The 21,355-nt window shown below is 40.7% G+C and carries 33 protein-coding genes; 2 read left to right on the top strand and 31 right to left on the bottom strand.

Translation table 11 applies throughout. The features are described 5' to 3' along the window. Positions 1-18: 18 nt before the first annotated feature. The 23 genes from trbI to PR808_RS16470 all read right to left on the bottom strand — a co-directional run bounded on the left by trbI (position 19) and on the right by PR808_RS16470 (position 14,782). Positions 19-444 carry a type-F conjugative transfer system protein TrbI gene (gene trbI / locus PR808_RS16580; protein ID WP_272539716.1) on the bottom strand — a complete coding sequence of 142 codons (426 nt, stop codon included), beginning with the start codon at positions 442-444 and terminating at the stop codon, positions 19-21. Next, on the bottom strand, positions 420-3,032 hold the full coding sequence (gene traC, locus PR808_RS16575) for a type IV secretion system protein TraC (protein ID WP_272539751.1): 2,613 nt from the start codon (positions 3,030-3,032) through the stop codon (positions 420-422). Before traC ends, trbI begins: the two co-directional genes overlap by 25 nt. A 77-nt stretch (positions 3,033-3,109) precedes the next feature. Next, complete coding sequence (traV, locus tag PR808_RS16570; protein ID WP_272539715.1) at positions 3,110-3,679, bottom strand: type IV conjugative transfer system lipoprotein TraV; 570 nt, start codon at positions 3,677-3,679, stop codon at positions 3,110-3,112. Between the two features lie 74 nt (positions 3,680-3,753). Then, positions 3,754-4,083: a hypothetical protein gene (locus PR808_RS16565; RefSeq protein WP_272539714.1), complete on the bottom strand. Its 330-nt coding sequence runs from the start codon at positions 4,081-4,083 to the stop codon at positions 3,754-3,756. A 104-nt stretch (positions 4,084-4,187) separates the two neighbouring features. Beyond that, positions 4,188-4,826, bottom strand: a complete 639-nt coding sequence (locus tag PR808_RS16560; protein WP_272539713.1) for a GNAT family N-acetyltransferase — start codon at positions 4,824-4,826, stop codon at positions 4,188-4,190. A gap of 492 nt (positions 4,827-5,318) precedes the next feature. Then, positions 5,319-5,615, bottom strand: a complete 297-nt coding sequence (locus PR808_RS16555; RefSeq protein WP_272539712.1) for a hypothetical protein — start codon at positions 5,613-5,615, stop codon at positions 5,319-5,321. Positions 5,616-5,684: 69 nt separating this feature from the next. After that, positions 5,685-5,918, bottom strand: a complete 234-nt coding sequence (locus PR808_RS16550) for a hypothetical protein (RefSeq protein ID WP_272539711.1) — start codon at positions 5,916-5,918, stop codon at positions 5,685-5,687. A 7-nt stretch (positions 5,919-5,925) separates the two neighbouring features. After that, positions 5,926-6,162: a hypothetical protein gene (locus tag PR808_RS16545; protein ID WP_272539710.1), complete on the bottom strand. Its 237-nt coding sequence runs from the start codon at positions 6,160-6,162 to the stop codon at positions 5,926-5,928. 18 nt (positions 6,163-6,180) lie between these two features. Then, a complete protein-coding gene (locus PR808_RS16540; protein WP_272539709.1) occupies positions 6,181-6,450 on the bottom strand; it encodes a hypothetical protein in 270 nt (89 codons plus the stop codon). 47 nt (positions 6,451-6,497) lie between these two features. Continuing rightward, positions 6,498-7,058 carry a hypothetical protein gene (locus PR808_RS16535; protein WP_272539708.1) on the bottom strand — a complete coding sequence of 187 codons (561 nt, stop codon included), beginning with the start codon at positions 7,056-7,058 and terminating at the stop codon, positions 6,498-6,500. Positions 7,059-7,068: 10 nt separating this feature from the next. Next, positions 7,069-7,548 carry a hypothetical protein gene (locus PR808_RS16530; protein ID WP_272539707.1) on the bottom strand — a complete coding sequence of 160 codons (480 nt, stop codon included), beginning with the start codon at positions 7,546-7,548 and terminating at the stop codon, positions 7,069-7,071. Further along, positions 7,538-7,810 (bottom strand): hypothetical protein, encoded by a 273-nt coding sequence (locus PR808_RS16525; protein WP_272539706.1) that lies wholly within the window; start codon positions 7,808-7,810, stop codon positions 7,538-7,540. The genes PR808_RS16530 and PR808_RS16525 overlap by 11 nt, the downstream gene beginning before the upstream one ends. A gap of 231 nt (positions 7,811-8,041) precedes the next feature. After that, entirely contained in the window at positions 8,042-8,398 is a 357-nt protein-coding gene (locus tag PR808_RS16520) for a hypothetical protein (protein ID WP_272539705.1), read from the bottom strand. A gap of 5 nt (positions 8,399-8,403) precedes the next feature. After that, entirely contained in the window at positions 8,404-8,631 is a 228-nt protein-coding gene (locus PR808_RS16515; protein WP_272539704.1) for a hypothetical protein, read from the bottom strand. Positions 8,632-8,648: 17 nt separating this feature from the next. Then, complete coding sequence (rfaH, locus tag PR808_RS16510; protein WP_272539703.1) at positions 8,649-9,140, bottom strand: transcription/translation regulatory transformer protein RfaH; 492 nt, start codon at positions 9,138-9,140, stop codon at positions 8,649-8,651. 255 nt (positions 9,141-9,395) lie between these two features. Continuing rightward, positions 9,396-10,766, bottom strand: a complete 1,371-nt coding sequence (traB, locus tag PR808_RS16505) for an F-type conjugal transfer pilus assembly protein TraB (RefSeq protein WP_272539702.1) — start codon at positions 10,764-10,766, stop codon at positions 9,396-9,398. Further along, on the bottom strand, positions 10,759-11,529 hold the full coding sequence (gene traK, locus PR808_RS16500; protein ID WP_272539701.1) for a type-F conjugative transfer system secretin TraK: 771 nt from the start codon (positions 11,527-11,529) through the stop codon (positions 10,759-10,761). The genes traB and traK overlap by 8 nt, the downstream gene beginning before the upstream one ends. Next, positions 11,510-12,082, bottom strand: coding sequence for a type IV conjugative transfer system protein TraE (traE, locus tag PR808_RS16495; RefSeq protein ID WP_272539700.1), 573 nt, complete (start codon positions 12,080-12,082; stop codon positions 11,510-11,512). The genes traK and traE overlap by 20 nt, the downstream gene beginning before the upstream one ends. A gap of 12 nt (positions 12,083-12,094) precedes the next feature. Further along, positions 12,095-12,400 (bottom strand): type IV conjugative transfer system protein TraL, encoded by a 306-nt coding sequence (gene traL / locus PR808_RS16490; RefSeq protein ID WP_272539699.1) that lies wholly within the window; start codon positions 12,398-12,400, stop codon positions 12,095-12,097. 31 nt (positions 12,401-12,431) lie between these two features. Further along, positions 12,432-12,806 carry a type IV conjugative transfer system pilin TraA gene (locus PR808_RS16485; RefSeq protein ID WP_272520791.1) on the bottom strand — a complete coding sequence of 125 codons (375 nt, stop codon included), beginning with the start codon at positions 12,804-12,806 and terminating at the stop codon, positions 12,432-12,434. Between the two features lie 260 nt (positions 12,807-13,066). Next, positions 13,067-13,249 carry a TraY domain-containing protein gene (locus PR808_RS16480; RefSeq protein WP_272520790.1) on the bottom strand — a complete coding sequence of 61 codons (183 nt, stop codon included), beginning with the start codon at positions 13,247-13,249 and terminating at the stop codon, positions 13,067-13,069. Between the two features lie 171 nt (positions 13,250-13,420). Further along, positions 13,421-14,173, bottom strand: coding sequence for a hypothetical protein (locus tag PR808_RS16475; protein WP_272539698.1), 753 nt, complete (start codon positions 14,171-14,173; stop codon positions 13,421-13,423). A gap of 231 nt (positions 14,174-14,404) precedes the next feature. Next, positions 14,405-14,782, bottom strand: coding sequence for a relaxosome protein TraM (locus PR808_RS16470; protein WP_272539697.1), 378 nt, complete (start codon positions 14,780-14,782; stop codon positions 14,405-14,407). Positions 14,783-15,257: 475 nt separating this feature from the next. Here PR808_RS16470 and PR808_RS16465 point away from each other — a divergent pair, with 475 nt between their 5' ends. Continuing rightward, positions 15,258-15,704 carry a transglycosylase SLT domain-containing protein gene (locus PR808_RS16465; protein ID WP_272539696.1) on the top strand — a complete coding sequence of 149 codons (447 nt, stop codon included), beginning with the start codon at positions 15,258-15,260 and terminating at the stop codon, positions 15,702-15,704. A 106-nt stretch (positions 15,705-15,810) separates the two neighbouring features. On the opposite strand, the gene PR808_RS16460 is transcribed toward PR808_RS16465, so the two are convergent. Together PR808_RS16460 and PR808_RS16455 are read right to left on the bottom strand one after the other, a co-directional pair. Next, positions 15,811-16,680, bottom strand: a complete 870-nt coding sequence (locus PR808_RS16460; protein ID WP_272539695.1) for an LPD29 domain-containing protein — start codon at positions 16,678-16,680, stop codon at positions 15,811-15,813. A 78-nt stretch (positions 16,681-16,758) separates the two neighbouring features. Beyond that, positions 16,759-17,238, bottom strand: a complete 480-nt coding sequence (locus PR808_RS16455) for an antirestriction protein (protein ID WP_272539694.1) — start codon at positions 17,236-17,238, stop codon at positions 16,759-16,761. A gap of 228 nt (positions 17,239-17,466) precedes the next feature. Here PR808_RS16455 and PR808_RS16450 point away from each other — a divergent pair, with 228 nt between their 5' ends. Continuing rightward, a complete protein-coding gene (locus tag PR808_RS16450; RefSeq protein ID WP_272539693.1) occupies positions 17,467-17,631 on the top strand; it encodes a hypothetical protein in 165 nt (54 codons plus the stop codon). A 69-nt stretch (positions 17,632-17,700) separates the two neighbouring features. Here the strand turns inward: PR808_RS16450 and PR808_RS16445 are convergent, their stop codons facing one another. From PR808_RS16445 to PR808_RS16420, 6 genes are all read right to left on the bottom strand, one after another. After that, on the bottom strand, positions 17,701-18,510 hold the full coding sequence (locus tag PR808_RS16445; protein WP_272539692.1) for an N-6 DNA methylase: 810 nt from the start codon (positions 18,508-18,510) through the stop codon (positions 17,701-17,703). A gap of 44 nt (positions 18,511-18,554) precedes the next feature. After that, positions 18,555-18,797 carry a hypothetical protein gene (locus tag PR808_RS16440; protein ID WP_272539691.1) on the bottom strand — a complete coding sequence of 81 codons (243 nt, stop codon included), beginning with the start codon at positions 18,795-18,797 and terminating at the stop codon, positions 18,555-18,557. Between the two features lie 95 nt (positions 18,798-18,892). Further along, positions 18,893-19,231 (bottom strand): hypothetical protein, encoded by a 339-nt coding sequence (locus PR808_RS16435; protein ID WP_272539690.1) that lies wholly within the window; start codon positions 19,229-19,231, stop codon positions 18,893-18,895. A gap of 96 nt (positions 19,232-19,327) precedes the next feature. Continuing rightward, positions 19,328-19,579 (bottom strand): hypothetical protein, encoded by a 252-nt coding sequence (locus PR808_RS16430; protein WP_272539689.1) that lies wholly within the window; start codon positions 19,577-19,579, stop codon positions 19,328-19,330. Between the two features lie 767 nt (positions 19,580-20,346). Then, positions 20,347-20,613 (bottom strand): hypothetical protein, encoded by a 267-nt coding sequence (locus tag PR808_RS16425; protein WP_272520781.1) that lies wholly within the window; start codon positions 20,611-20,613, stop codon positions 20,347-20,349. Continuing rightward, a complete protein-coding gene (locus PR808_RS16420) occupies positions 20,606-21,349 on the bottom strand; it encodes a plasmid SOS inhibition protein A (protein WP_272539688.1) in 744 nt (247 codons plus the stop codon). The genes PR808_RS16425 and PR808_RS16420 overlap by 8 nt, the downstream gene beginning before the upstream one ends. Between the last annotated feature and the right edge of the window lie 6 nt (positions 21,350-21,355).

The raw sequence follows: 21,355 nt of genomic DNA, 5'->3' as shown, positions 1-21,355 counted from the left end.
CGCTTCATCTGCCCTCCTTTATTGCGCCATTTTGTCGGCGATTGCGGCTTGAATATCGACCGTGATATCTTCCGCCCCCATCACCACCGCAGGGGTGACTAAAATCAGGGCCTGATGTTCATGTTGGTACTCCGATAAGCTATCACTGAGCGCCACTTGAAAACGGTGAGTGGCATCGGCGATTTGTTGCTCACTGAGCGGAGTTTCCGCATTAAACTGCATGGCCATTTGTTGCTGATATTGGTTGACCGTGCCCGTCATGTCGAAAGTGACGGTTACGGGGGCAAGCCAACGCACCACAAACACCGAAATGCTAAAACTTAGCACCACGGCAATGACCATAAAAAAGCTCATGGCTTTTAAGCATTCTTTGCGACGACGGCTCATGCCCCGTGCGGGCGTTTTTTGCACTTTGTCGACTAATGTCGTGTTTGGGTCTGCCATTGGGATAAGGCCTCCATTTCTCTTGGGAATTTTTGTTGGGCTAACGCCAATAACGTGGCTTGCTGGGAAAGTCCCTGTGCCGCGGCATTTTCACGGAACTGGTAGTCTTTCCCATCGGTGGAAAACAAGGTGCGACTGATGGGGTCAATCAACAAGCGGTGATAAGACACTTGTCCCGCCACCCGTAACATAAAGGAACTGAAGTGCGCCTCTTTTGCTGACGGGAATCCTTCCACAACGGTACGTTCCAACACGTTGAACTGGTCGGGATTTTTCTGGTTATATTTACGGAACGACTCCAAATTTTGCCGCAAGATAATTTTGTACGACGAGTTACTCCATGCAGCTTTCGCAGCCACACTCGCATCCTCACCATCGAAATCCTCAATTCCCTGTGAAATCGTAATGTAGGCACCGCGGTACTTACGGGCAGTACGATAGCCCCCTTCAATAAAGTTACCGACAAAACTATTTTCACTGTCGAGCAGTTTCCAACCTTCATCGATGATGGCGGCTTTTTTGATGTCTCGCGGGGATAAGTACATGCGCTGTTCAATAAAGATCATCATGGAAAACATGACGGCGGCTAACAAGTCAGGCTTATTTTGCAGACCGCCCATTTCCAGTACGGTAAACCGCACATTGTCATTAAGGGCAGGATTAGGGCTATTGAAATACTCCCCGTACAATCCTTTGGTGGTGTATTTTTGTAATGAAACAACAATCTCGTGCATCTTATTGCGCACAGAGTCAGCGTCTTCAAAAACACCCTGCTCTAATTGCCACGTTAAGTATTCTGAAATGTCATCGATAAGCACCGCATTACCCTGACGTTTACTCGGCGCCGCCCCCTCCCAAACATCTTGAACCGCGTTCAATAAGATTGACTTAGAGGTGTCATCCATATCCCCTGACGGATTAGCAAGCACCAATAGCAAGTCGCGAATACTTTCGGCCGCTTCTTTAATATTGGCCACCCCCGCAAACGGGTTAAATTTAAGGTCGCGCGCATCAACGTAAACGCCCCCAACACTCTCACATAGCCCTTTGTAGGATTCACCCATATCCAAGACATAGGCCCAACCACCACTATCAAGAATTTGGCGAATAATGGCTTGCACTAAGAAGGACTTACCCCCCCCCGAGGTGCCACACACCCCCATATTGTAGTTATCGTTCCCCAAACCCGAATCATCATCAAAGATATCGAGATAAGATAACTGGTTACGATATGAGGAAATAGGTAATCCACTGCGACAAATGCGGTTATCAGCGACCACGGGCAACAAGTTGGCCACGTTAAAAGACTCTGCCCGCAGTGTGCCACTTGAGCGTTTCATGTCGCCCCACAAGCCCTCTTGCATCACAAACGGAAATAACGCCATGTAATTGCGCAGCTGCATAAAACTGGGGGGCATAAGCGTTAACCCGTTGCTGTTGAACGTGTTCATCAGTGCCATTTCAGCATTCAGGGCTTTGTCGTCGTCATCTTCACAAAATAACGTAATGCCATAACTGTATCGTGCTAGCGCCGATTGCCCTTTACTCAACCGTTCGCGTAAATCCGTCCACTCTTTGGCCTGTTGTTTCACACCTGGCACCCAACTGGAGAACTTCGATTCTGCACGCTTATTAAACGTGGCTGATTTGGTCATCGATTCGTTTTGGGTTCGCACTAAATCTTCGACTTCCAGCGTCAAGGTAATGGCAAACGGGCATGACACGGAAGCCGCAGGATCAAGCAAATTGCTGAGATTATCGCCTCCTTGCCATAGCGCAAACCGCTGCGGGTTTTTGGCAAGGCTATAATTGAGTATCCGTGTACGCGATTTTTTCCCTTTTTCATCCATTAAACTCTGGTGCATGGCTTCGGGTTTCAGCTCCATGACGAACGAACGGTCAACACACTGCGCGTTAAGTTCTTCATAAGGCTCGATTTCGTCGGATGGCTCCGCAATATTGTGATGACGAAAATTCACCATTTCCCGCACCAACTTGATTAAGCCTTTATCATCCAATCGCTCCGAGCCGATACTGGCGCCGAGGAGGGATTGCTGCACCACACTCAAGGTTTGATTCAAATTTTGCAGCGTCAACGCATCCGCCCGTTTAACGGGTTCGGCATAGATGACAAACAGGCGATAGTTCCGCAGTGTTAATGGCAAGCCTTGTTTGTTGGCTAAGCCATTCATCGCTCCATTTTCATAATAAGCACGAGTAATGGCATTGAATTTTGACGCCAACTCCCCGTCCCAGCTAAAGTCCCTAAGACCGTAATCCAACATGCCGCTGATACATTTACTGCCAAGCAGCAAAAAGGTGAGAGGAGTTTTGCGCGGCAATTTATTTCTCAAAAAATAATCCAGTGCATCGACAATTTTATCGTTCGCACCAATCAAGGGGGCACATTCCAACACGAAGCCCGCCGTCTCTTTGTTAATAAAAAGCCCCGAGTCGGCGTCATAATAGCGGTACGGTAAGACACTGCTAAAAGACGGATAGTCCATCTCTTCCAGCGCTTCATGGGCTTTTCGTGCCCCGTCAGGTTGTTTCCAGTTAGAGAGTAATCCTTTGAATAAACTCTCCATAAACGGGGATTCGCCCGCATCTTTTGCATGGGGATTGCCGAGTTGCTTCAATTTTTGCAAGAAGCCGCGTTTTTGGGTCATTGTAACTGCTCCTTCCACTGGCCCTCTTTCACGACAAAGGAGACAACAGCCGGTTGATAAAAGTTTTGCTCTTCATCAATCCACGGGGCTATCCACAACCGCGCGGTACTTGCGGGTAATCGCACCGGTGGCACCATCCCAATATCGGCCCAACCCGACCACGTTTGGGTTGGCTGTGAAATTGGTGGCAGTGAATTGGCGGGGATCGACTTTTTTATGGGGGTCGGTGACGACTCAAATGCCCCTAATGCCGTCACGGTCTGTGAGGTCGCGCCGTGACTCGGTTCCACGGTACGCACTGAGCGCGATGTGGAAGCGGTTGTGACGACAGGAACCGTCGGGGTTGCCAACGGTGCTAACCGCGGCAACTCGGCTCGCTTTTGGGATGTGCCCTCCCCATTAGTAGGATGGTTCCAAGACACATTTTGCTGCGCCGCTTTTTGGTTGGCTTCTTCCATGGTCATGCAACTGTCTTGTGCGGTCGCATTACAATCAAAGGAATCTTTCATGCCCGCCGTACAACCCGCGAGCAGAGTTAATGCACCTAGAATTAGGAGTTTTTTCATAATTGAGCCTTATTGAATACAGAGTTGATAAAAAGAGGAGGTGCGACGAAGAATGTCGAATAAAACAATGTTATCTAACTGTGCTTAATGGCGAGTCCTATAGAAAAGAAAAGCACATAAACAAAAATACATTTGACGATAAATAGGACCATTTTCTTGCGTGAAGGAAATCCGGCTTTTCCTGAGATATAGTCTGCCTTTGAGTATTGCCCGATACAGACAAAAACAACCATTGTACTAGCGGCACATAACAAGGGAATGTAATTGAGATACAAAGGTAAAGGTGAGGAGATAAAAAAATTGCTCCCCCAAACACCCATACTCACTATCGCAATGAGCACATTGATAATTTCAAGTGTACTCATCACTTTAAATTGAAACAGCCGTTCTTCAGGGCTGGTCATAACCCCTCCAATGAAACAAAGTTAAGTAGCTGGTAATAATGTAATTTGTGAGATAAATAAGTTTCCAACGATTGTGCAGAATTGAATTTAAGCTGGGGATCATGTTATGTTTCTGTTGTATACCACACGCGAATACCTTGAAATGATCGCCCCATCCTCATGATAGAACTGGATGACTTATCTTCTTCTGTTTCGATATTGATGATTTTAATATTCAGTGCCTTATTCTCTGCAAGCCATAAATTAAGGGCTTCACACGCCAATTGCTTACTAAAATAATCATCAGGTTTCATCGAGAGAGTGAAGGTATTAAAATCTTTAAATTTAACAAGTTGCTCCACTGTATTGTCCTCTAAAGAGCGATATATCATGTTATTACTATCAAAGGTAAAACCTAGCTTTGTGTAAAAGCTTAAAACTGATTCATCGTCAACTTTTCCTTTAAAACAGATAACCTCACTGTCTATAAACTGGTTAATAAGCCGTTCTATTAATATGCTACCAATCCCTTTTCGCCTAAATAGAGGATGAATAACAATATTGTGAAGATATAATTCGTTTCCCTGAATAGACACAATTGCATTCCCTAACTCAACCTCTTTATAAATGGCTAGACATCGTCCGGTATCACCCTCTTGAACATAGGAAGTGCGATAATCTCGAAGTATTCGCCTTTTATTCAACAACAACTTAAGTTTAATAACTAACTTATCGAATAAATTAAGTTTATTTATCAACCACATGAATAAAACCTATTTAAAGTCATTAAATTATTCAAGATGACGCAGAGGATGCTTATCAATATTGTCCTTGATTTCTTTTAAAAACAGCTCGAAGGTATGTTCCCAATCATTCGCACGGATTGGCGAGATAGTTTGTAATAAAGTTAAATAACGATAAAGGTAATTTTGAACCAGACTGTATATTTCAATCGCATAATTTTTTTCGCACTCAACAGATGGCGAAAAATAGCGAAATTCATTAATTAACTTAATTGCGGGATAGTTTCCAGCGTAGTAATACGTTTGCTCAACAAATTTCTGATAGGCCTTATTTTATTGCTTTAATAGCTCAATCTCTCGGTTAAGCCGTTCAATTTTTAATGCTTGCTGCGCTTGTTTATTACGATTAAAAAGTTGCATATTCATTCCTTTACTTAAATAAAATCTAATAATATTTTTTTATCCGTTTAATTAACATTTGATACTGTGCGACCTCTATTTTTAAGGTTTCTTCTACCATTTGCTCCAAAGGTCATTCGAAATAGGATTGTTTAAATTTTCCTTAATTTGTGAAAGCAACTCTTCAACCGTCAGTTCCAATTCAATTGATTTGTCATTGGTGAATTTAATAAACGCGTTTTCTTTGTACCCTCCCGCACTAACCCTTATTTTAACGGGTTCGACGAGCCGGATAAGCGAGGTTTGAATAAGAAAGGTTTTATCTTCTCGGTCTTGGATTTTCACTAGATGATTTGGGTTACAAGGTTGAATTGACGTTATATTTTGGTCGACACTGTTATGATTAAACATAAGGGTTATCACTTTATATTGTTCATTTAAACATGAGAGGTAAATACGAACCCGAAGGCTGAAATGAATTTAATCCTTCTCTTCGCATTGTTCGGGTATTTCCCTGATTTCAGGGGTATTCCAAATTGCATAGGCAACATCATTTTCAACGACTACAAGGCCTTGATGAGCACAGCCTGAGCAGGTGATTTTATCTTTTTCAAATAGTAAATCTTCTGAGCCAAACTCGGTTTCGACAATACTGTTCTCACTGCCACATACCACGCAGCGCCCTAGCCAGTTAATCTTTAATTTGCGTTTCATAATAATTTTAATTATTAGCTAAAGATTCTTTCAGTTTGATGAATTCTAAATAACCGTATGCACTCATTTCTACACGTCCGTTTTCACACGATAATTTATACTTATCATTATCCACTTCAACCCGATATTCTGGACAGGTTTTCAAAAAGGCTTTTCCTTCATCCATGCTGTTTACATTAGCAACGTAACCAATTAGTAGCGCCACACCAAAACCAACAATTAAACCAAATATAAAGTTACTCATAAACACCTCAAATTAGATTTATTTTTCACTTATACTCTCTTGGTAGACCTTAATCGCATAATCGTAATCTTCTTTAGAGACTTCAATTTGTATTTTTTCATCACCCAAGTAATAAATAACTTTCCCATCTCGTTCTATTGATTTGAAAATTTCAAGTTTTGAATATCGCTCACCATTTGGAATGTATTTTTCACGTACATCGCGATTTGCCGAGTAAACAAGCCAACCAAAAAGAAGAACCAAAAAAATCACCATATAAAAGAAAAGCCAAATATAGTTTATCTCCATAATCACATTACCTTTATTAAACTTTAAAAAATTATTAATCTCATTTTTTACTTATCAATATTATTTTTGATTTTTGCTATTAGTGCGATGAGTTTCGCTTTTTCTGCATAAGCCCAATATCCCGTCTCGGGGTCAAAGACCACAAAATCAGCCTCAACAAAGCGTAATCGATAATAGATGGCTTTTTTCAATTCATACTCACGCTTCAACCTGGCATTTTCTTCCCAGATTTCTTTATCTCTTATCCCTGAAAAGTAGATACCATGTACCACAGTACAAACAGTACCAAGAACAAGGAATACAATAGCAATAATTGTCTTGTTAGTATCATCTTGTACTATTGGCATAGCGAAACTAAATAGCAGAATAAAAAGCAGGGGACTTACCAGTAAATTATAGTTAGCAGGTTTTCGTTCCGGTTCTTTTTCCAAAACATCAAAAATTTTCGCTAACTGAGACCGTGATATTGATTGTCCCGCTGCACCACCAACGACTAAGCCACCGCTTCCGACGCCTACACCCGCCCCATTCCAATCATTACTTTGCGTTCCTTTAGCCACTAAGCTGGCGATTGAAATGCCATCCGTCGGCAAATACTGTCTATTCATAAAATTAACCTTACTTTTTAATTGAGTTATTTTGACGATTAGGCTCAGTAAACTGATAAGATTTTTCTTTTATCTGATATTCTTCATAGGATTGGCTTTCTATAGCTAACCAATCCTCAAAGTATTGGGGGAATGAACGGGGCTCTGCCTTTGTCAACCTGATTAATTCTTCATATACGTCAATATTGTTAGGCGAATACTCAGTAAGAAGCTTGTCTAAAAATGCCCATTTATAATGAATTTTATTTTCTATTTTAAATAGAACACTAATGATAACTGTAAGTACAATGGGTAAAATCAAATTTAACGCAAACGCAATTTGATTATGGCCAGTTAAAAAATAAGCATTAAAATATTTAACAACAAAATAGAACAATACAACTAAAAAGATATAAATAAAAAATAAACTTCCCGCTTGTTTTTTGTTGAAAATATCTTCAGGGATATTGCTTACATGCAAAATTCTCTTGAATAACTTCTTATTTCCCATCTTGACTATCCTTATAATTCTTTATTGCTTTTTCATAATAATCTTTATTGACCTCAATTTGATTCACGTCATCACCTAAAATGTAAAAAATATAACTATCTTTCTCCACCGTTTTAATAATTGGCAATTCAGAGTAACGTTCTCCATCATTAATTGATTTTTCATAATTGGATTTATGTTTTAAAAAAACACACCCCGCTATGAAAGCAATAAAAATCAGGATAGGGATCACTGGGAGCATCCACGAGGTATTGACTTTCATTTTAATATTCCTTATTTAAATTGGTGGTTTTATTTCGATTCAATAATCAAAATTTCTTGATAGAATTTTACTGCCTCGCGATATTATTTAATTTCAACATCAGTTTCTAGAATAGGGTATTCCATTGTGTTTTGAGTGTGTTAACCAAACACGATGACATAAATAATAAAAATAAACATAAGAATAAAAAGTGGCATACCGTCCATACCGTTCTCTTTTAATTTACTGAGTCTATTTCTCTTCAATCAATAAGCTGTCTTGATACGCCTTGACAGCTTCGCGATAGGATTTGATATCAACATACTCAATTAAAGGGCCACATTGAAGCTTATGCGTATGTGGATAGACCAAATTAATTTCAACGTTAGTTTCTAGAATGTAGCATTCAGTTGTGTAATATCGACCTTGTTCAATTTGCTTGGGAGCTCCATTTTTCATTAGCGAGTAAGCTTCGCTTCCCAAAATAATGAATAGTATCAGGAAGGAAAAGCCAAAAAACAAACCGAGAAGTGGCTCTTCTGATATTATCTTACCAACAACACACACCCCTAAAAGAACCAAGCACAAAAATAAAACCACAAATCCCATTTTAATCACCGACTATGTTGATAGGCTTGAATGGCTTCTTGATATTCATCGACCGTGACACTTTCAGTCTCATCACCATACACAACGATGGTCAATGTTGTTAAAAATAAAACAACAAAAATAAATGTCATCCACACAGCCTTACCATACTTTTTATCATTCAGGGCTATAAAGATACATATGGCAAAAACCACATCTAAAACAGAAAGTAGAATAATAATTTCTATTGGCATATCCCTCTCTCACCCAGCTAATTAATGGTTTCAAAATTCTTGTTATCAACAACCCGAGGAACTTCTTTGTTGAGGATGTTAAGGAGTAACACCGAACGCGCCTCCCCGTTAGGTTCACTGTAAATCGCCCGCACACCTTGGAAGATACCGTCATAAATGACCACTTCATCCCCTTTTTGCGGTAACTGCTCACTCACCTCTTTCATAAAGTTCGGCACCATCAGTGACGCAATGATTTCATCGGGCACCACCACAGGCAGTTTGCCATAGCGCACAAAGTAGCTCACACCCCGTGTTGAGTTAATGGTCGAAAAATGGATAACTTCATAATCGAATTTCACAAACAAGTAGTTTGGAAATAGAGGTTCCATCACTTTGCGTCTCCGGTTTCGCACCATTTTCTCCGCCTCATAACGCGGGGAAAAACTGTTCACACCTTGACGTTCAAGATGTTCAATCGCTCGTAAATCTTGCCCTGTTTTGCAATACAATAAATACCATTTATCCATCTGTTCATTCACTTCTGTTGAGAGTCGTTATTTAAGATTTGAGTCACCCAGGCACTCAAACCGGTATAGATAGCGAGAAAAAGCAATCCATCCCAGCTGATGTCGGTACACACCAATATCACCGCAGGTGAACTGATGAGACCCATAAGAAGGATCGCTTTTAATCGCGTTTTTGTATTAGTTTTAGTGGGTAGAGTTAACATAAATGCTCCTTAGGATTGCCCTGGTGTTGGCGATAAGGAGGCGTAAAAGACGTTATTGTTGTGTTGGGTATTGCGGGTAATTTGTGGATGGAACCGCATCCCCGAGTGAAATTTCTTGCAACGCTTGTTTCGTCACCGTAATGCCTTGATTAAGAGTTTGCTGCACAGGCTCGGCAACGGCATCCTTACTTTTCTTTTTGCGCATCTGTTCAATAAATTCCAATTGGAAACCTTCTTGGAAAACGACAGTAATCTCAATTCCAGCGCCAATTGGGATCACTGGGTGGTATTGTTCCGCGCGTTTAATGAAGTATTCCGACAACATTTTGCCCGATTGCTGAACACCGCCACCGACCCCACCGCGCATCACATCCGCCATTGAAGTGGTACTGCTGGCGCCAATACCGACGGTTTCGCTCCCCACTTTGGAAAAGCCCGACCCGACCGCTTCGATAAACCCACCGCCAAAGGCATAACCGACTAACTCACCATTTCGTATGACCGGTTCTCCCTTAATCCCATTTTTCCCCATGAAGGAAACATGCCCCTTAAACGGCATATCAATCGTATGGCCAAACAACTTACAAGACAGACGGTCAGTACGCACAAGCCCGCGTTCACTGGAAATATCGCCATACACGCCCGCCGTCACCGCACACCCACTTAAGTCATACTCCTCATTGTTCGGCATAATCAGTTTACCCGTTAAGCGAAACTGCATCGGTGATGGATTACTGTTCCCCGTGACAGAAGCATTGGCATCCGCACCCTCAATCACCATCGCTTTGGCAAAACTCCCTGACGGGATATAAGGTAAAGCGGGTAAGCTGTTATCCACCTTATCCTCTTCATATTCGATAGTCATCGAATGTAAGCCTTGCTTTAGTACTGGGTTCACATTGATTTGAGATTGCCCAACAGGGTATTGCCCGCCTTGATAAAATGCCGTTGGCGGCGGGATAATCGGCTGACTGGCTTGACCATTCGGTGTCGGTATCGTGCCAACTGGCAGCGTTTGAGATTGAGGTAAGGTATTGTCGCCATGGATCAACCCATTACTCACCTCATTCAGCTGGTCTTGCAACGTCGTTAAGTCTTTATCTTGTTGCTCAATTTTGTCTCGGTAGGCTTTGTTTTCCTGCTCTAAACGTTCGATTCGGGCGTTCACACTTTTCATCTGCTTGTCCACTTGTGATGCGGTGGATTGCAAATCCGCCATCGCCGCTTGCCCGACTTTACGGTCAAAGGTGGAAGAGACAACTCCCGTCATGTTCGGGACAGGCTTTTGCACCGTTTGTTTGGTTTTGGGTTTTGATGGTTTGCTGAACCACCATGCAACCCCACCAATGGCACTGGCTCCTAACGCCACCATCAAAAAAACCACGAGTTGTTTACGGCGCGTTTTCACATTTAAATTAGCCATGCGTCACCTCATTACTCACCGTTAACCACACGGTTGCGGTCGCACCGGGTAACACCTGTTCACTATACGGCGAAATCAATACTGCCCTTACCCCCTGCGCATTAAACAATCGCTCAGTGATCGGTTTAGCGTTGGCCGTGGTATTACGCACCGCCAGTTTGTATACCCGAACTTCGCCGCCATTCCACATTTCATCCGCAGACACCACATACCCCGACGGTAATGACAAGGTTGGCGTAACGGTGACAGGTGCTTTAGCAAAACCTTGCGGTATCTCACCGTTCAATAATGCTTTATGCAGTCCAATCAGCATTTGGGGATAAGGCAGAGAACGCTCCCATTGCTTGGCGGCTGGTCGCTTCGCAGGGACTGACGACACCAACTGCAATACGCGCCCATCCCGTTTTTGCGGAACCGCCACCACTGATACAGTCAAACCGCCTGCGGTACGGACATAAAAGGTAAACGGTTTGGTTTGTGTGGTCATCAACACCACCCCACCACTGAGGTGCCCCGTTGCCCCTTTTTGGTTTCCATTGATAAACATGCCTTGAGCACTATCAATCGCGACAATTCGGTCGCCTGGCACCACCAACATATTCGGTTCACTGTTACTAAAGGCAACACGCACTTGTGAATCGGGCGAGACTGGAATTTGCACTGGTAAAGATGCAGTGGGCTCAGCTAAACTCAAGGCAGAGAAGAGGCCCAAACTCAGGGCCAATAACGCCAGTTGACTTAATTTACTTTTTCTTCTTTTCATCGACTTGTACCTCAAAGCCCCCTATTGTCGTGAGCCCATTTGCATACTTCAGGGTTAATCGTAATGTCACCCGTTCAGGTAGCGATTTACGGTTGCCAATCCACGTTTGGATATCACCGTGAATATCGACAATGCCAGAATTGGGATACACATCCATTCCAGACAAATAAAAAGCACTGGTAACATTGTTCTCAATAATTTGCTTCGCTTCTTCCGCCAAGAGCTCTTGCATCTGTGGGCGCTGGCCATTATCAAAAAATCGTAATAACGCTTTGTGATTAGCTGTGACCGATTCAGGCGACACGTTATAACGCAGGAAAATCAGCGATTGTGCAGTTTGTTCCAGATAGTTGGCGTCAGCATGTGAGCGACTTAAGGTAAACGGGGTTTCAAAGAATTGCGGGATATAGGTCATTTCACGGCTATCAATTAAAGTGGCAATATTCGACCAAGCCAGAATATTCCCCGTAATACTCCCTCCTAATAAACAAACTAATATGATGAAAACGAGTGATGTGAATTTGTGGGCAGATTTGGCTGCGCTCAGTTTCACCGTGACCTCCTGTTATTTTAACCAGAGCCTTAACGCGGAGTCGGGAAGTCGTTTGTACATTCCCTGAAAACAGAAGGAAGGCAAATACCAGTAACATGCATTAATCAGCCAATCTGTTCCCCTCCCTTTTTTGAAATACCTCAGTGCAAACCAGAGCAAAGCGCCAACGACAACCCCTGCAATATATTGCTTGTCCATGACTCCCCAGCATAATGGGAGAGCAATGGCACAGGTTTCATCGAGCGGTAAGCCGATTGGACGGCTTTGCTCCGTCAGCGTCTGAGGAAAGATGAATCGCTTAGCGCGCTCTTCTTCCATTACGCTGTTCCTTCAATACCAATAACTTATCTTATGGTGTCACGCCAGGTGCACGGGCACGGATAATGGCAAAGATAATACCGGTGATCACAAAGAACACTGGTATTAACACGAATGTCGCTGGGTTGTGATTACGCAGATACATTAAGAAGACCAACACCACTTCCGCTAACATGAAGTAATAAATCAGGGTTGAATCTTCCCCGAAGCTCGCTTCGGCATCTTCACGGCCAGCGGCCATTAAGTCATCCGCAGCCATCGCCCCTTTAGAGACTAAAAATGCCATCATCGGTAAACCAATTAAACGAAATAAGATTTTCCCAAGTTTAAAGTTCACTGCATCAATAGCACGTTTAAATAATCCCTTCTTACGGGCTGGCGTATTTTCGATAGTAAGTTGTGACATAGCTATTTCCTTGTTAATAGATATTTCATTATTTTCAAAATAAACTCTTAAAGAGTATTTAATGACAATTGAGCCTTTAGCTCGCTTTATTCCCGACTTAATTAATGAATTAATAACACTTAATATAAGTAAGAAACAAAGCGTGATAAAAGTATTCTAAATTGAATGCGCTACCGCCCCAGCCCGACAAATCCATTTTTAAATGGCAAAGTCTACCCGCTGTCTTTTTATTTAACAGTTTATATACTAACGAAATTAAATTAGGCTGAGATTATTTCCCAATAATTTTCATCTATTTTATCAATGTGTTTTAAACTATGAGCAAGACGTATTCTAATTTCTTCCCTTTTGGTTCTTCCTGATAATTCAGTTGCCTTAACCAACCATTCCTCTGCTACTAAACTAATATCAACACTAATTTTTTTATGTTTATTTGCATTCATATCCTTACCCATCCCTTTGGACTGAATTTATATTAAACAAATAAAAATCAATGTCTTGGGACAGCTGTCCCAAATAAAGGGGGGTGATTGTGATGGAATTCACAAAAACAACCCCAAAAAGATAATAACTTCAAACATTAATGATAATAAAGTTTATTAAACCATATTTATCTAAATTAAAATCTTTTCATCTTTCCCTAAGCTAAAGTTGATAAGTTCGACTGTATTTTTATCAACATAGTTGCACCAACCATATTTACGAGCGACGACACGAAGATTTTTTTGATTTAAAACCCCAGAATTGGTATAGAACTTACCTAATGAATTTTCGACCTGTTTTTTATTTAATTGGCTAAATTCAGCAATCCACCTAATAGATTTCCCTGTTAAATAAAACCAAATAATATGCCATGATATTTTTTCCTCTTTTTTGGCAACGTTATTCAAAGTTAATGAAAGAGGATTAATATTATAATAGTTATCAATTGGGAATCCATCATCAACAAAAAAATCATCGATAACATTAATTGAGTTCAAAATAGACTCATAACTAAAGAAATCACTAAATTTTTTGAAACTTGTTATTGTATAATTATTGTTATTAAACTTTATTATTTTAATACTGACGTAAAAAAGATAATATAAATCTGTCTTTATCTTATATGCAAAAAAAACAAACTTATTTCTTTTTTGAGTGAGGACCGATTTTTCCAAAGCTTCTAATTTCTTCAGTTTGGGAAAATCATTTAAAAAGACAGGAGAATGTGATGGAATGTTAACCATTTTACAGAAGCTATCACTAACTTGAGTGATATTATGTTTCTCATTACGGATATAAAAGAGACTTTTATCATTAAATTGATGAATGATATCAAAAATTGCTTGAGATCCACTTTGCGGATCAATATTATTGAAGGTAGTCATTTAACCGTCCTTAACTGTGGGGTTATTTGATTAGCCCAATAATCGAGTTGGAGCTCGATTATTGGGTGATTCTATTTAATTCAAACATACCATATTAGCAATAATTGAATCAATTAATATATTTTCATTCTGCTAAATAAATATGATTTTCACTCTCTATTAGATTAGATATATCAAAATATAAGTAAATTTTTTTGTTCATCAATTTTCTCAAAAATAATTTCTACTTCTCTAATCGCTTTCAGGAAAATATTCATCTAACATGGATTTTGTTCTATTTTTAAAATCTTCAATATATTCTCGATAGTTGTATCGATTGTCTTCTTTGATTTCTGTTAAATCAAACATCATCTTGAATAAAATCTGTATACACTGCCGTGATTTAGTTACTTCTTCTAATAGTTGTTTTTTATAACGTTCCTCTAGGGATAAACCATCATCCCCTTCTTTGTCTTTCTCTAAATTTTCAACAACCCGCAATCCGATATCCAGTAGCTCAGAGCCAACACTGGAAATGTTTGCATCAGCGCCATCCGCTTTTCGTTTATCCACAATATTACGAATTCCATCTAATGTTTTTTGCTTCATATATATATGTTGACGTGGCATTCTTTTATTTCCTTAGTTTTTACTAGCCTCTATTTGTGGGCTATGGTCAATTAACATACAGCCCACAAATAGCCCACAGAATACAATCATAAAAAATAAATCACATATAAACAGTATATTACAATAGCCCACCATTAGCCCACTATTTTTAGGTGAAAAATTTATTTATTTGATATCATTAACAAAACACACAAAGTGCATCCCTTTAGCCCATTTATAGACGCTATTAGTGGGCTATCAATGGGCTTTGCATGATGATTTTTAAAAATTTAACTTATTTATTTTTAATTAACACCATGATTTAAAAATAAATTCTTGCAAAATGAAATTTTGCGTGGGGTGTGATGTCTTTCTTTCAGAGGAGCATATTTATCGCTCCTCAGTTTCTTTTGGCTTGCGTTTAAATAGTGCTTTATTTTTTAATTAAAATGGGCGATTCTGAGTTAAAGAAATTCGTTATTTAATGGATTTTTATATGCGAATGATCTGTATTCTCATTGCGTTAGTTTTTTCGCCTTTTTCATTTTCGTTTGATTGCTATGATAAAGCAGGAAAAGATTATCAAATTGACCCTGATTTATTACGCGCGGTTGCGTTTCGTGAAAGCTCATTCCAACCTAATGCAATTAATCAAGCGTCAACCACTCGATACGCTATCGGGTTAATGCAAATTCATTCGCAAAACTTTAATGAATTAGCGCAGTATGGCATTACCGAAAATCATTTAAGGCAAGACCCATGCATGAATATTTATACGGGGGCATTTTATTTGGCAAAGTTTATTCGAATACAAGGGGATATCTGGAAAGGGGTTGGCGCATATAATGCAGGATTAAAAAAATCCGAGGTTCAAGAGAAAAAAAGAAATCAATACGCACTTGAGGTCTATCACATTTATCTCAATATTAAACAAAATAACTAAATTTAACCCTTTCATTTTCTCTTTTTAACATTATAATCAATTTCAATATTAAGTAATGCATGTGGCTTAGTATTAAACGAGAAACGCGCCTTTTGGCGCGTTTTCTTTAATAACTCGTTTTCCTTAGAACGCGATTAATTTCTCCGCCGATGCCATCATTTCCAATAATTTGTTCGCGTCCAATTTTGTATAGCTTACCTTGATGATAATTTTCAACGGTCATTAATGCAGTATCAAACTCATAAGACTCGCCATATTTATCAATCAATGATTTGATTGCCAGTGCGATTATTTCATCACTGTAATGACGATTCGTAAAAACATAATCGGCACCACCATAAACTACATTAAATGGTGAATTTTCATTGTAAGAATAATCAGTATAGCAATCGAACCGTGACGTTTTATATTTTTTAACAATCGAGTCGACTTCATCCACTGTTGGGCCATCTGTCCATGATACATAATAAGAACTGTAATATTGTTTACGAACTGAAAATTTAGTTTTTGGAAAATGTTTTTTTAATTCAGCACGGATATTTTTACCGACTATTTTTACTTTATTGTCTAAATTATCGGTTATCTGAGTTAAGTATGAATATTGACTATTGTTTTTTTGAAATTCGACATCTTGATTAAATTCAGTTAGTTTTTTTTCTTCCTCGGCTTTTTCCGTTTGTTCGAATTCTTCTGACTGTTTAATTAATGATTCAATTGTTTCACTATCAACAAATTCATTTTTAACTTCCCACTGGATCCCCCCTCTTAGAATAGATTCCGGTAAGCGATTCGATTTATCACCATTGTAAAATACAATATCAAATTCTGCATTTCCCCCACTCACCATAACATTACATAGATTCGTCACTGTATCTGGTTTTTGTTCTCCATGAATTTGGGTGATCACGCCCAAACCATGATTATATAAGTTCGTATAAACAACTTGCCCGACTGATAATAATGTTTGCTGTTCCATCTTTATTTTCCTCTTACTTATCTGATTTTTTGATTGAATTCACATGAAGCGCAGGCCTAAGACTTGCGCGGGATTTAATTAATCAATGGCATTTAATATTTTGGTTTGTGATTCAGGGGATAAGGTGAAAATAAAATCCCGTAAGTGGTGAAAATAGGCAGAAATACGCTCACAATCTTCCTGTTGCCCTTTTTCATAGGTGACAAATGAGAAATGACTTAACATCATTAACGTGACAATAATTCCCGCTTCTTGGGCGGTCACATCATCCATAAACCCATTTGGAGAAGTGATCATATAACCTTTTGTCGGTTGCAGAAAAAAGCCGCCATTCGACAATGTATAAAAAACCCAATATCCGCCGTTATAGGCAATTGCATTTCGATCCATCCAGTTATATATGGCATTTTCAAATGCAATACAGTAACGACCTAGTTTTGAGGGCAAAAACTTTAAACGGGCTTGTTCGTTCTTCACTTCAATAGCGGTGATTACAATTTCGTGTTTTCCATTTCTTTCGTTAGATTCTTGAGCTGCAAGGTTTTGTTGTTGAGTCATTTTAGTGTCTCCTTTGGGTTAATGATTTCTTTCGTTGAGTTCCTTCGCTGCAAAGGGCGGTCATAGACGAAACAAGGAAGGAAGCAAGGGCGGAAGCAAAATTGTTGGAAAGCGCAGCGGCAAGAATTTTGGTGGAGTGCATTTTACCCTTGCTGGATGACGACTTGAGGCTATGTTTAAGCCCGAGCGGAGGGGCACGACGAAAGATTAACAACACAGTGGCTGAAAATGACGCAACCCGACTTGCGGCGAGAGAATCGAACCGCAAGGCGTCCTTTGAGCTTAACAACGTTAAGCGGTTTATCAGGGCAGCTCCCGCAGGGAGCTTGCACCCCTGCCCTTTGCGCCAAGCGCCAGCGTAAAAAGGCGCAGGGGTTGGTATTGTCGGATTGAGCCTGGCTCGATGCCAGGGTTAAGCCGATGCGCAAAAAGGGGAATAAATCCCCTTGAAAATACAGTGAATTAGGCTGTTAGAAAGGGTTTAAAGCGGAATGAATTTAACATCAACATCGGGGTATACAGCGTTTGACGAACGTCCAGCGTTAAACTGTTGCCGATGTTCACAATGGCAGGTATTCCCAATAATGCCAGTTGGACGTAACACATTCGGGCGGCAACCTCATCAATATCGGTACACACCGCGATCATTTGCGTTTGTGAGTTATAACCTTGCTGTAAAATAGAATTAGCACAGGCAATCACCATTCCGCCTGCACCACACGTTGGCTCAGACACACTGATATAGCCATTTTTTTCAATTATCGAGCTGCAATCACCGATGATGAGATTTGCCATTAGCTGGCTGATATGAAATGGGGTAAAAAATTGCCCCCATGCCCCTTCGCCTAACTCAAGTGACATAAACACTGCGCCTAAAAAATCAGTCGCTTGATGGTCTAAGGCGTTAACACAAAGGGCTAATAGTTTTGCGAACGCATCCAAATCCACGCGTTCATAACGCTCAATCACCTTAAAGTAGGTCTGTTCCAATTCAGGGCACTGTTTCACACTGTTTTCTAAAGCTATTGCCGAAACATGAATAAAATCCCGAAACACGTCTAAACGACTGTGATAACGTGCCGTTTGATTAAATAATTGAATAAACTCGGTGTGAAAATCACGCTTTGACTTGGTGCTAGCCATTGTTAGGGTTGCTTTTTCGACTGTTTTGTCTGTCTTTGTGTCTATCTTACTGGGTGAGCCTGAGATGATAGGACTGGGTGTTTTCACGGGTTGGCTTAAATCTACATCAAAAAAACTCAATTGTGACATATCGACGCTCCAAAACTGCCCCTGAAAAGGGGCAGTGAGTTAATTTAAAGCCAAGATTTACGCAGTTCTAAACAGCGCAAAAGTTGCCCCAAACAATGGTTATTCATTGCAGGGATGCGAACGGGCTGTTTACGTTTAAGTTGTTTGTCGATATGTCGCGCCATTGCCCGATAGGTAGGCTCAATATCACAAATTGCGATATCGTGACGTACAACCCGACGTTTTGACACAACGGGTATTTGGGGCTTTACAGGGTTGGCAGCGTATGCCATGATATTTGTATTCATCGGAGTTTCTCCTTTGAGTTGATGATATGCCTTGAGTTTCTTCCTGCAAAAAAGCGTCTCAAGGCACGGATTAAGCAGGCGAAAGCCTGCTTTTTTCATTGTTGCGCCAGTAATCCAGCACAACGTACACGCGAAATAATTTGCGCGTGAGATAACGTTGATACATCCCTAAACGTGAAATACCGCCCGCCCACTTTGACAAAAATATCAGTCACGTTTCCCATGACCATTTCTTGCAATTTAAAGGACTCCGTCTTGTTATTGCCTTGCCAATCCAACGGGGGCATAACCGATAAAGCATCCATAAATTGCGCTAAGGTGATTTCTTTTGGGGCAGTTTTGGCGGCTTGTTCGCGTCCGATCCAATACATTATTTCCGCGCTTTGGGTTTCTTGATAACTGTCTGTTTCGTACTGCTCTAATGCGTGATACATACTGTTTCTCCTTTTGTGGTTTCGTGATTGAATCAATATCGAATAAGCTCGACATTGAATAGCGCGTTAAGGTGTCGCGCTATTCAATAGGTCGCTTTAACGGTATTGGCGAAGCGCTCTTTTAAATGGCTTAATGTGGTTTGAGCTAACTAATTCGCGGTAAGTTAAATCAAAATGTGTAGCTCCATCCGTTAAGATGTAGCGATAACGCGTGTTCATTTTTTCAGTGAATCTCGTTTTTTTTAGAAACGTGAAAAATGCGTTAATTGAGTCAAAGTGATAAACCTCATGCGCATCCCCTGTTGCATCTTTCTTATGGGTTTCTGAAAATAAAACTTGATAATTCATGTTGAGACTCCTTATTTTTGGCTTTCAACTCATCTTTCTGAAGATTCAGGAGCGGCGGTGTTGACGTTCTCCGAAAGCATCCTGGTTTACCTGCGAGTTTTAAATCATCTCTCTGTGAGTTCTTTCGCGGCAAGGGCGATGGAGCAAACAAAGGAAAGGTTTTGCAAGGGCGCAACGCGGCGGAGCGAACCCTTGCAAGTTCTTGAGTTTGGGGGCGAAATACACGCCCTAGCGGAAGTACTTACAGAGAGATAAAAACCTGTAGATAAGGATGAATTCTGCCGACATGCAACGCGTGGCGTCCTTAACGGCCGTGCGAAGCACGAAATGCCGTGCTGTTAGGTTTCGCTTGCTATCCGAAGGACAGAGACGTGTGCGGCTCTGCGGAAACCCATTCGTAAAACGAATGGCGTTGGAGTGTAGGCGACAGCTCGACGAAATCGAGCTGCCGTAGGAACCCATAAGACGTGACTTTATTTTTTTGATGAATGAGCTTCAATTCAAACTTATGATTAAAATGCTGTATCTCATTGTTTTACGAATATAAACCTACTGTACTTAATCGCCACCTCAATGAAACCACATTATTTTTATATCAAAATCCACTATTTTCACACTTAGCGGCTAACTTGCGATCACCCGTATTCAAGAGATCAAGGGCTGGTCGGGGTTACCCGAACAGCCCTTGACTATTCTTACTCTTCAACGACTTTTAACGCGCGATGACACAGTTCAATATGGACGTTTTCAAACTCACACTACCCATCTTAAAAGATCACAAGACACGTGGCTAAAAATGCTCCGTTAATATCCTGACTGACGGGATAATAATAGGTCTCATACCCTTCTCTGGACACCGTTTTGTAATAACCTACGTTGATATCTTCACAGGCTAACCACGTGACGCGGTCACTCTCAGCGATTTCATTCGCTGCAATCGCTGAATTAATGACGGTTTCTTTCGTGTGCTCACCCCGCATCATTAACACCAAACTGTCTTCAGTTTCGAGTAACACCACATTCCATTCATTCATCGTCAACGCCCTTTAAACGGGTTAATTTATTGGGAATAGTATAATTATCCAGTAATTGCTCACCATATGATCGGGTATCGATATCCTCATTGAAATCTAAGAGAGCCGACCACAACGGTGCAAAATCAAGGTATTTTCTCAAGTTTAAATTGTTAAATCGCGTCGTCCAGTTTACAAGCAATTCAATCAAATCATACTCTTCAATCCCATCATGATTAAACCGGTTGTACCACGATTTAAACTCACTGGGGGTAATAAAGGCTAACTCAATTTCGGCTTGAGCTAGTCGATTTTGATACCGTTGCTCGGCTTTAATTTGCGCTTTTTGTCGGGCACGGCTCACGACATGCACTTGAGACTGAATTTTTCGCCCCTGCCGTTCGCGGTCGCGGTAATCCAGCTCAGGAAAAAAATCTCGGACATGATGATCACACAGCGGCAACGGACAAATATAACCACGTGACTGAATAAACGTATCAAGGGCGGCAAGATAGCGATTTTTTGATGGCATTTCACGTTTATCTTCAAAGGCTAATACCAACGTAGAGTGCAAGTCTTTTGCGGTTATTGCCCCTTTATTCCCCGTAAAAAATCGAATTAACGCACACGCATACGGATACCGTTTTTGATATTGTCCTTTTTGCATTTTATCTTCGACAAAGAGGATGGCTTTTGCAGCGGCATATTGACGGTCATTAAAGGGAACAAGGGCTAAATGGTTTGGAATGGTTGTCATGATTAT

It is taken from the genome of Providencia sp. PROV197 (assembly GCF_028479625.1).
In the GTDB taxonomy this organism is placed as follows: Bacteria; Pseudomonadota; Gammaproteobacteria; order Enterobacterales; family Enterobacteriaceae; genus Providencia; species Providencia vermicola.
The sequence above is the reverse complement of the archived record's forward strand: the minus strand, read 5'-3'. Positions and strand labels throughout refer to the sequence as shown.

What these genes read in the sequence shown, in the direction of transcription:
- trbI (WP_272539716.1), bottom strand. Translation starts at nt 444, where the DNA reads ATGGCAGACCCAAACACGACATTAGTCGACAAAGTGCAAAAAACGCCC.
- traC (WP_272539751.1), bottom strand. Translation starts at nt 3,032, where the DNA reads ATGGAGAGTTTATTCAAAGGATTACTCTCTAACTGGAAACAACCTGAC.
- traV (WP_272539715.1), bottom strand. Translation starts at nt 3,679, where the DNA reads ATGAAAAAACTCCTAATTCTAGGTGCATTAACTCTGCTCGCGGGTTGT.
- PR808_RS16565 (WP_272539714.1), bottom strand. Translation starts at nt 4,083, where the DNA reads ATGACCAGCCCTGAAGAACGGCTGTTTCAATTTAAAGTGATGAGTACA.
- PR808_RS16560 (WP_272539713.1), bottom strand. Translation starts at nt 4,826, where the DNA reads ATGTGGTTGATAAATAAACTTAATTTATTCGATAAGTTAGTTATTAAA.
- PR808_RS16555 (WP_272539712.1), bottom strand. Translation starts at nt 5,615, where the DNA reads ATGTTTAATCATAACAGTGTCGACCAAAATATAACGTCAATTCAACCT.
- PR808_RS16550 (WP_272539711.1), bottom strand. Translation starts at nt 5,918, where the DNA reads ATGAAACGCAAATTAAAGATTAACTGGCTAGGGCGCTGCGTGGTATGT.
- PR808_RS16545 (WP_272539710.1), bottom strand. Translation starts at nt 6,162, where the DNA reads ATGAGTAACTTTATATTTGGTTTAATTGTTGGTTTTGGTGTGGCGCTA.
- PR808_RS16540 (WP_272539709.1), bottom strand. Translation starts at nt 6,450, where the DNA reads ATGGAGATAAACTATATTTGGCTTTTCTTTTATATGGTGATTTTTTTG.
- PR808_RS16535 (WP_272539708.1), bottom strand. Translation starts at nt 7,058, where the DNA reads ATGAATAGACAGTATTTGCCGACGGATGGCATTTCAATCGCCAGCTTA.
- PR808_RS16530 (WP_272539707.1), bottom strand. Translation starts at nt 7,548, where the DNA reads ATGGGAAATAAGAAGTTATTCAAGAGAATTTTGCATGTAAGCAATATC.
- PR808_RS16525 (WP_272539706.1), bottom strand. Translation starts at nt 7,810, where the DNA reads ATGAAAGTCAATACCTCGTGGATGCTCCCAGTGATCCCTATCCTGATT.
- PR808_RS16520 (WP_272539705.1), bottom strand. Translation starts at nt 8,398, where the DNA reads ATGGGATTTGTGGTTTTATTTTTGTGCTTGGTTCTTTTAGGGGTGTGT.
- PR808_RS16515 (WP_272539704.1), bottom strand. Translation starts at nt 8,631, where the DNA reads ATGCCAATAGAAATTATTATTCTACTTTCTGTTTTAGATGTGGTTTTT.
- rfaH (WP_272539703.1), bottom strand. Translation starts at nt 9,140, where the DNA reads ATGGATAAATGGTATTTATTGTATTGCAAAACAGGGCAAGATTTACGA.
- traB (WP_272539702.1), bottom strand. Translation starts at nt 10,766, where the DNA reads ATGGCTAATTTAAATGTGAAAACGCGCCGTAAACAACTCGTGGTTTTT.
- traK (WP_272539701.1), bottom strand. Translation starts at nt 11,529, where the DNA reads ATGAAAAGAAGAAAAAGTAAATTAAGTCAACTGGCGTTATTGGCCCTG.
- traL (WP_272539699.1), bottom strand. Translation starts at nt 12,400, where the DNA reads ATGGAAGAAGAGCGCGCTAAGCGATTCATCTTTCCTCAGACGCTGACG.
- PR808_RS16485 (WP_272520791.1), bottom strand. Translation starts at nt 12,806, where the DNA reads ATGTCACAACTTACTATCGAAAATACGCCAGCCCGTAAGAAGGGATTA.
- PR808_RS16480 (WP_272520790.1), bottom strand. Translation starts at nt 13,249, where the DNA reads ATGAATGCAAATAAACATAAAAAAATTAGTGTTGATATTAGTTTAGTA.
- PR808_RS16475 (WP_272539698.1), bottom strand. Translation starts at nt 14,173, where the DNA reads ATGACTACCTTCAATAATATTGATCCGCAAAGTGGATCTCAAGCAATT.
- PR808_RS16470 (WP_272539697.1), bottom strand. Translation starts at nt 14,782, where the DNA reads ATGCCACGTCAACATATATATATGAAGCAAAAAACATTAGATGGAATT.
- PR808_RS16465 (WP_272539696.1), top strand. Translation starts at nt 15,258, where the DNA reads ATGCGAATGATCTGTATTCTCATTGCGTTAGTTTTTTCGCCTTTTTCA.
- PR808_RS16460 (WP_272539695.1), bottom strand. Translation starts at nt 16,680, where the DNA reads ATGGAACAGCAAACATTATTATCAGTCGGGCAAGTTGTTTATACGAAC.
- PR808_RS16455 (WP_272539694.1), bottom strand. Translation starts at nt 17,238, where the DNA reads ATGACTCAACAACAAAACCTTGCAGCTCAAGAATCTAACGAAAGAAAT.
- PR808_RS16450 (WP_272539693.1), top strand. Translation starts at nt 17,467, where the DNA reads ATGACGCAACCCGACTTGCGGCGAGAGAATCGAACCGCAAGGCGTCCT.
- PR808_RS16445 (WP_272539692.1), bottom strand. Translation starts at nt 18,510, where the DNA reads ATGTCACAATTGAGTTTTTTTGATGTAGATTTAAGCCAACCCGTGAAA.
- PR808_RS16440 (WP_272539691.1), bottom strand. Translation starts at nt 18,797, where the DNA reads ATGAATACAAATATCATGGCATACGCTGCCAACCCTGTAAAGCCCCAA.
- PR808_RS16435 (WP_272539690.1), bottom strand. Translation starts at nt 19,231, where the DNA reads ATGTATCACGCATTAGAGCAGTACGAAACAGACAGTTATCAAGAAACC.
- PR808_RS16430 (WP_272539689.1), bottom strand. Translation starts at nt 19,579, where the DNA reads ATGAATTATCAAGTTTTATTTTCAGAAACCCATAAGAAAGATGCAACA.
- PR808_RS16425 (WP_272520781.1), bottom strand. Translation starts at nt 20,613, where the DNA reads ATGAATGAATGGAATGTGGTGTTACTCGAAACTGAAGACAGTTTGGTG.
- PR808_RS16420 (WP_272539688.1), bottom strand. Translation starts at nt 21,349, where the DNA reads ATGACAACCATTCCAAACCATTTAGCCCTTGTTCCCTTTAATGACCGT.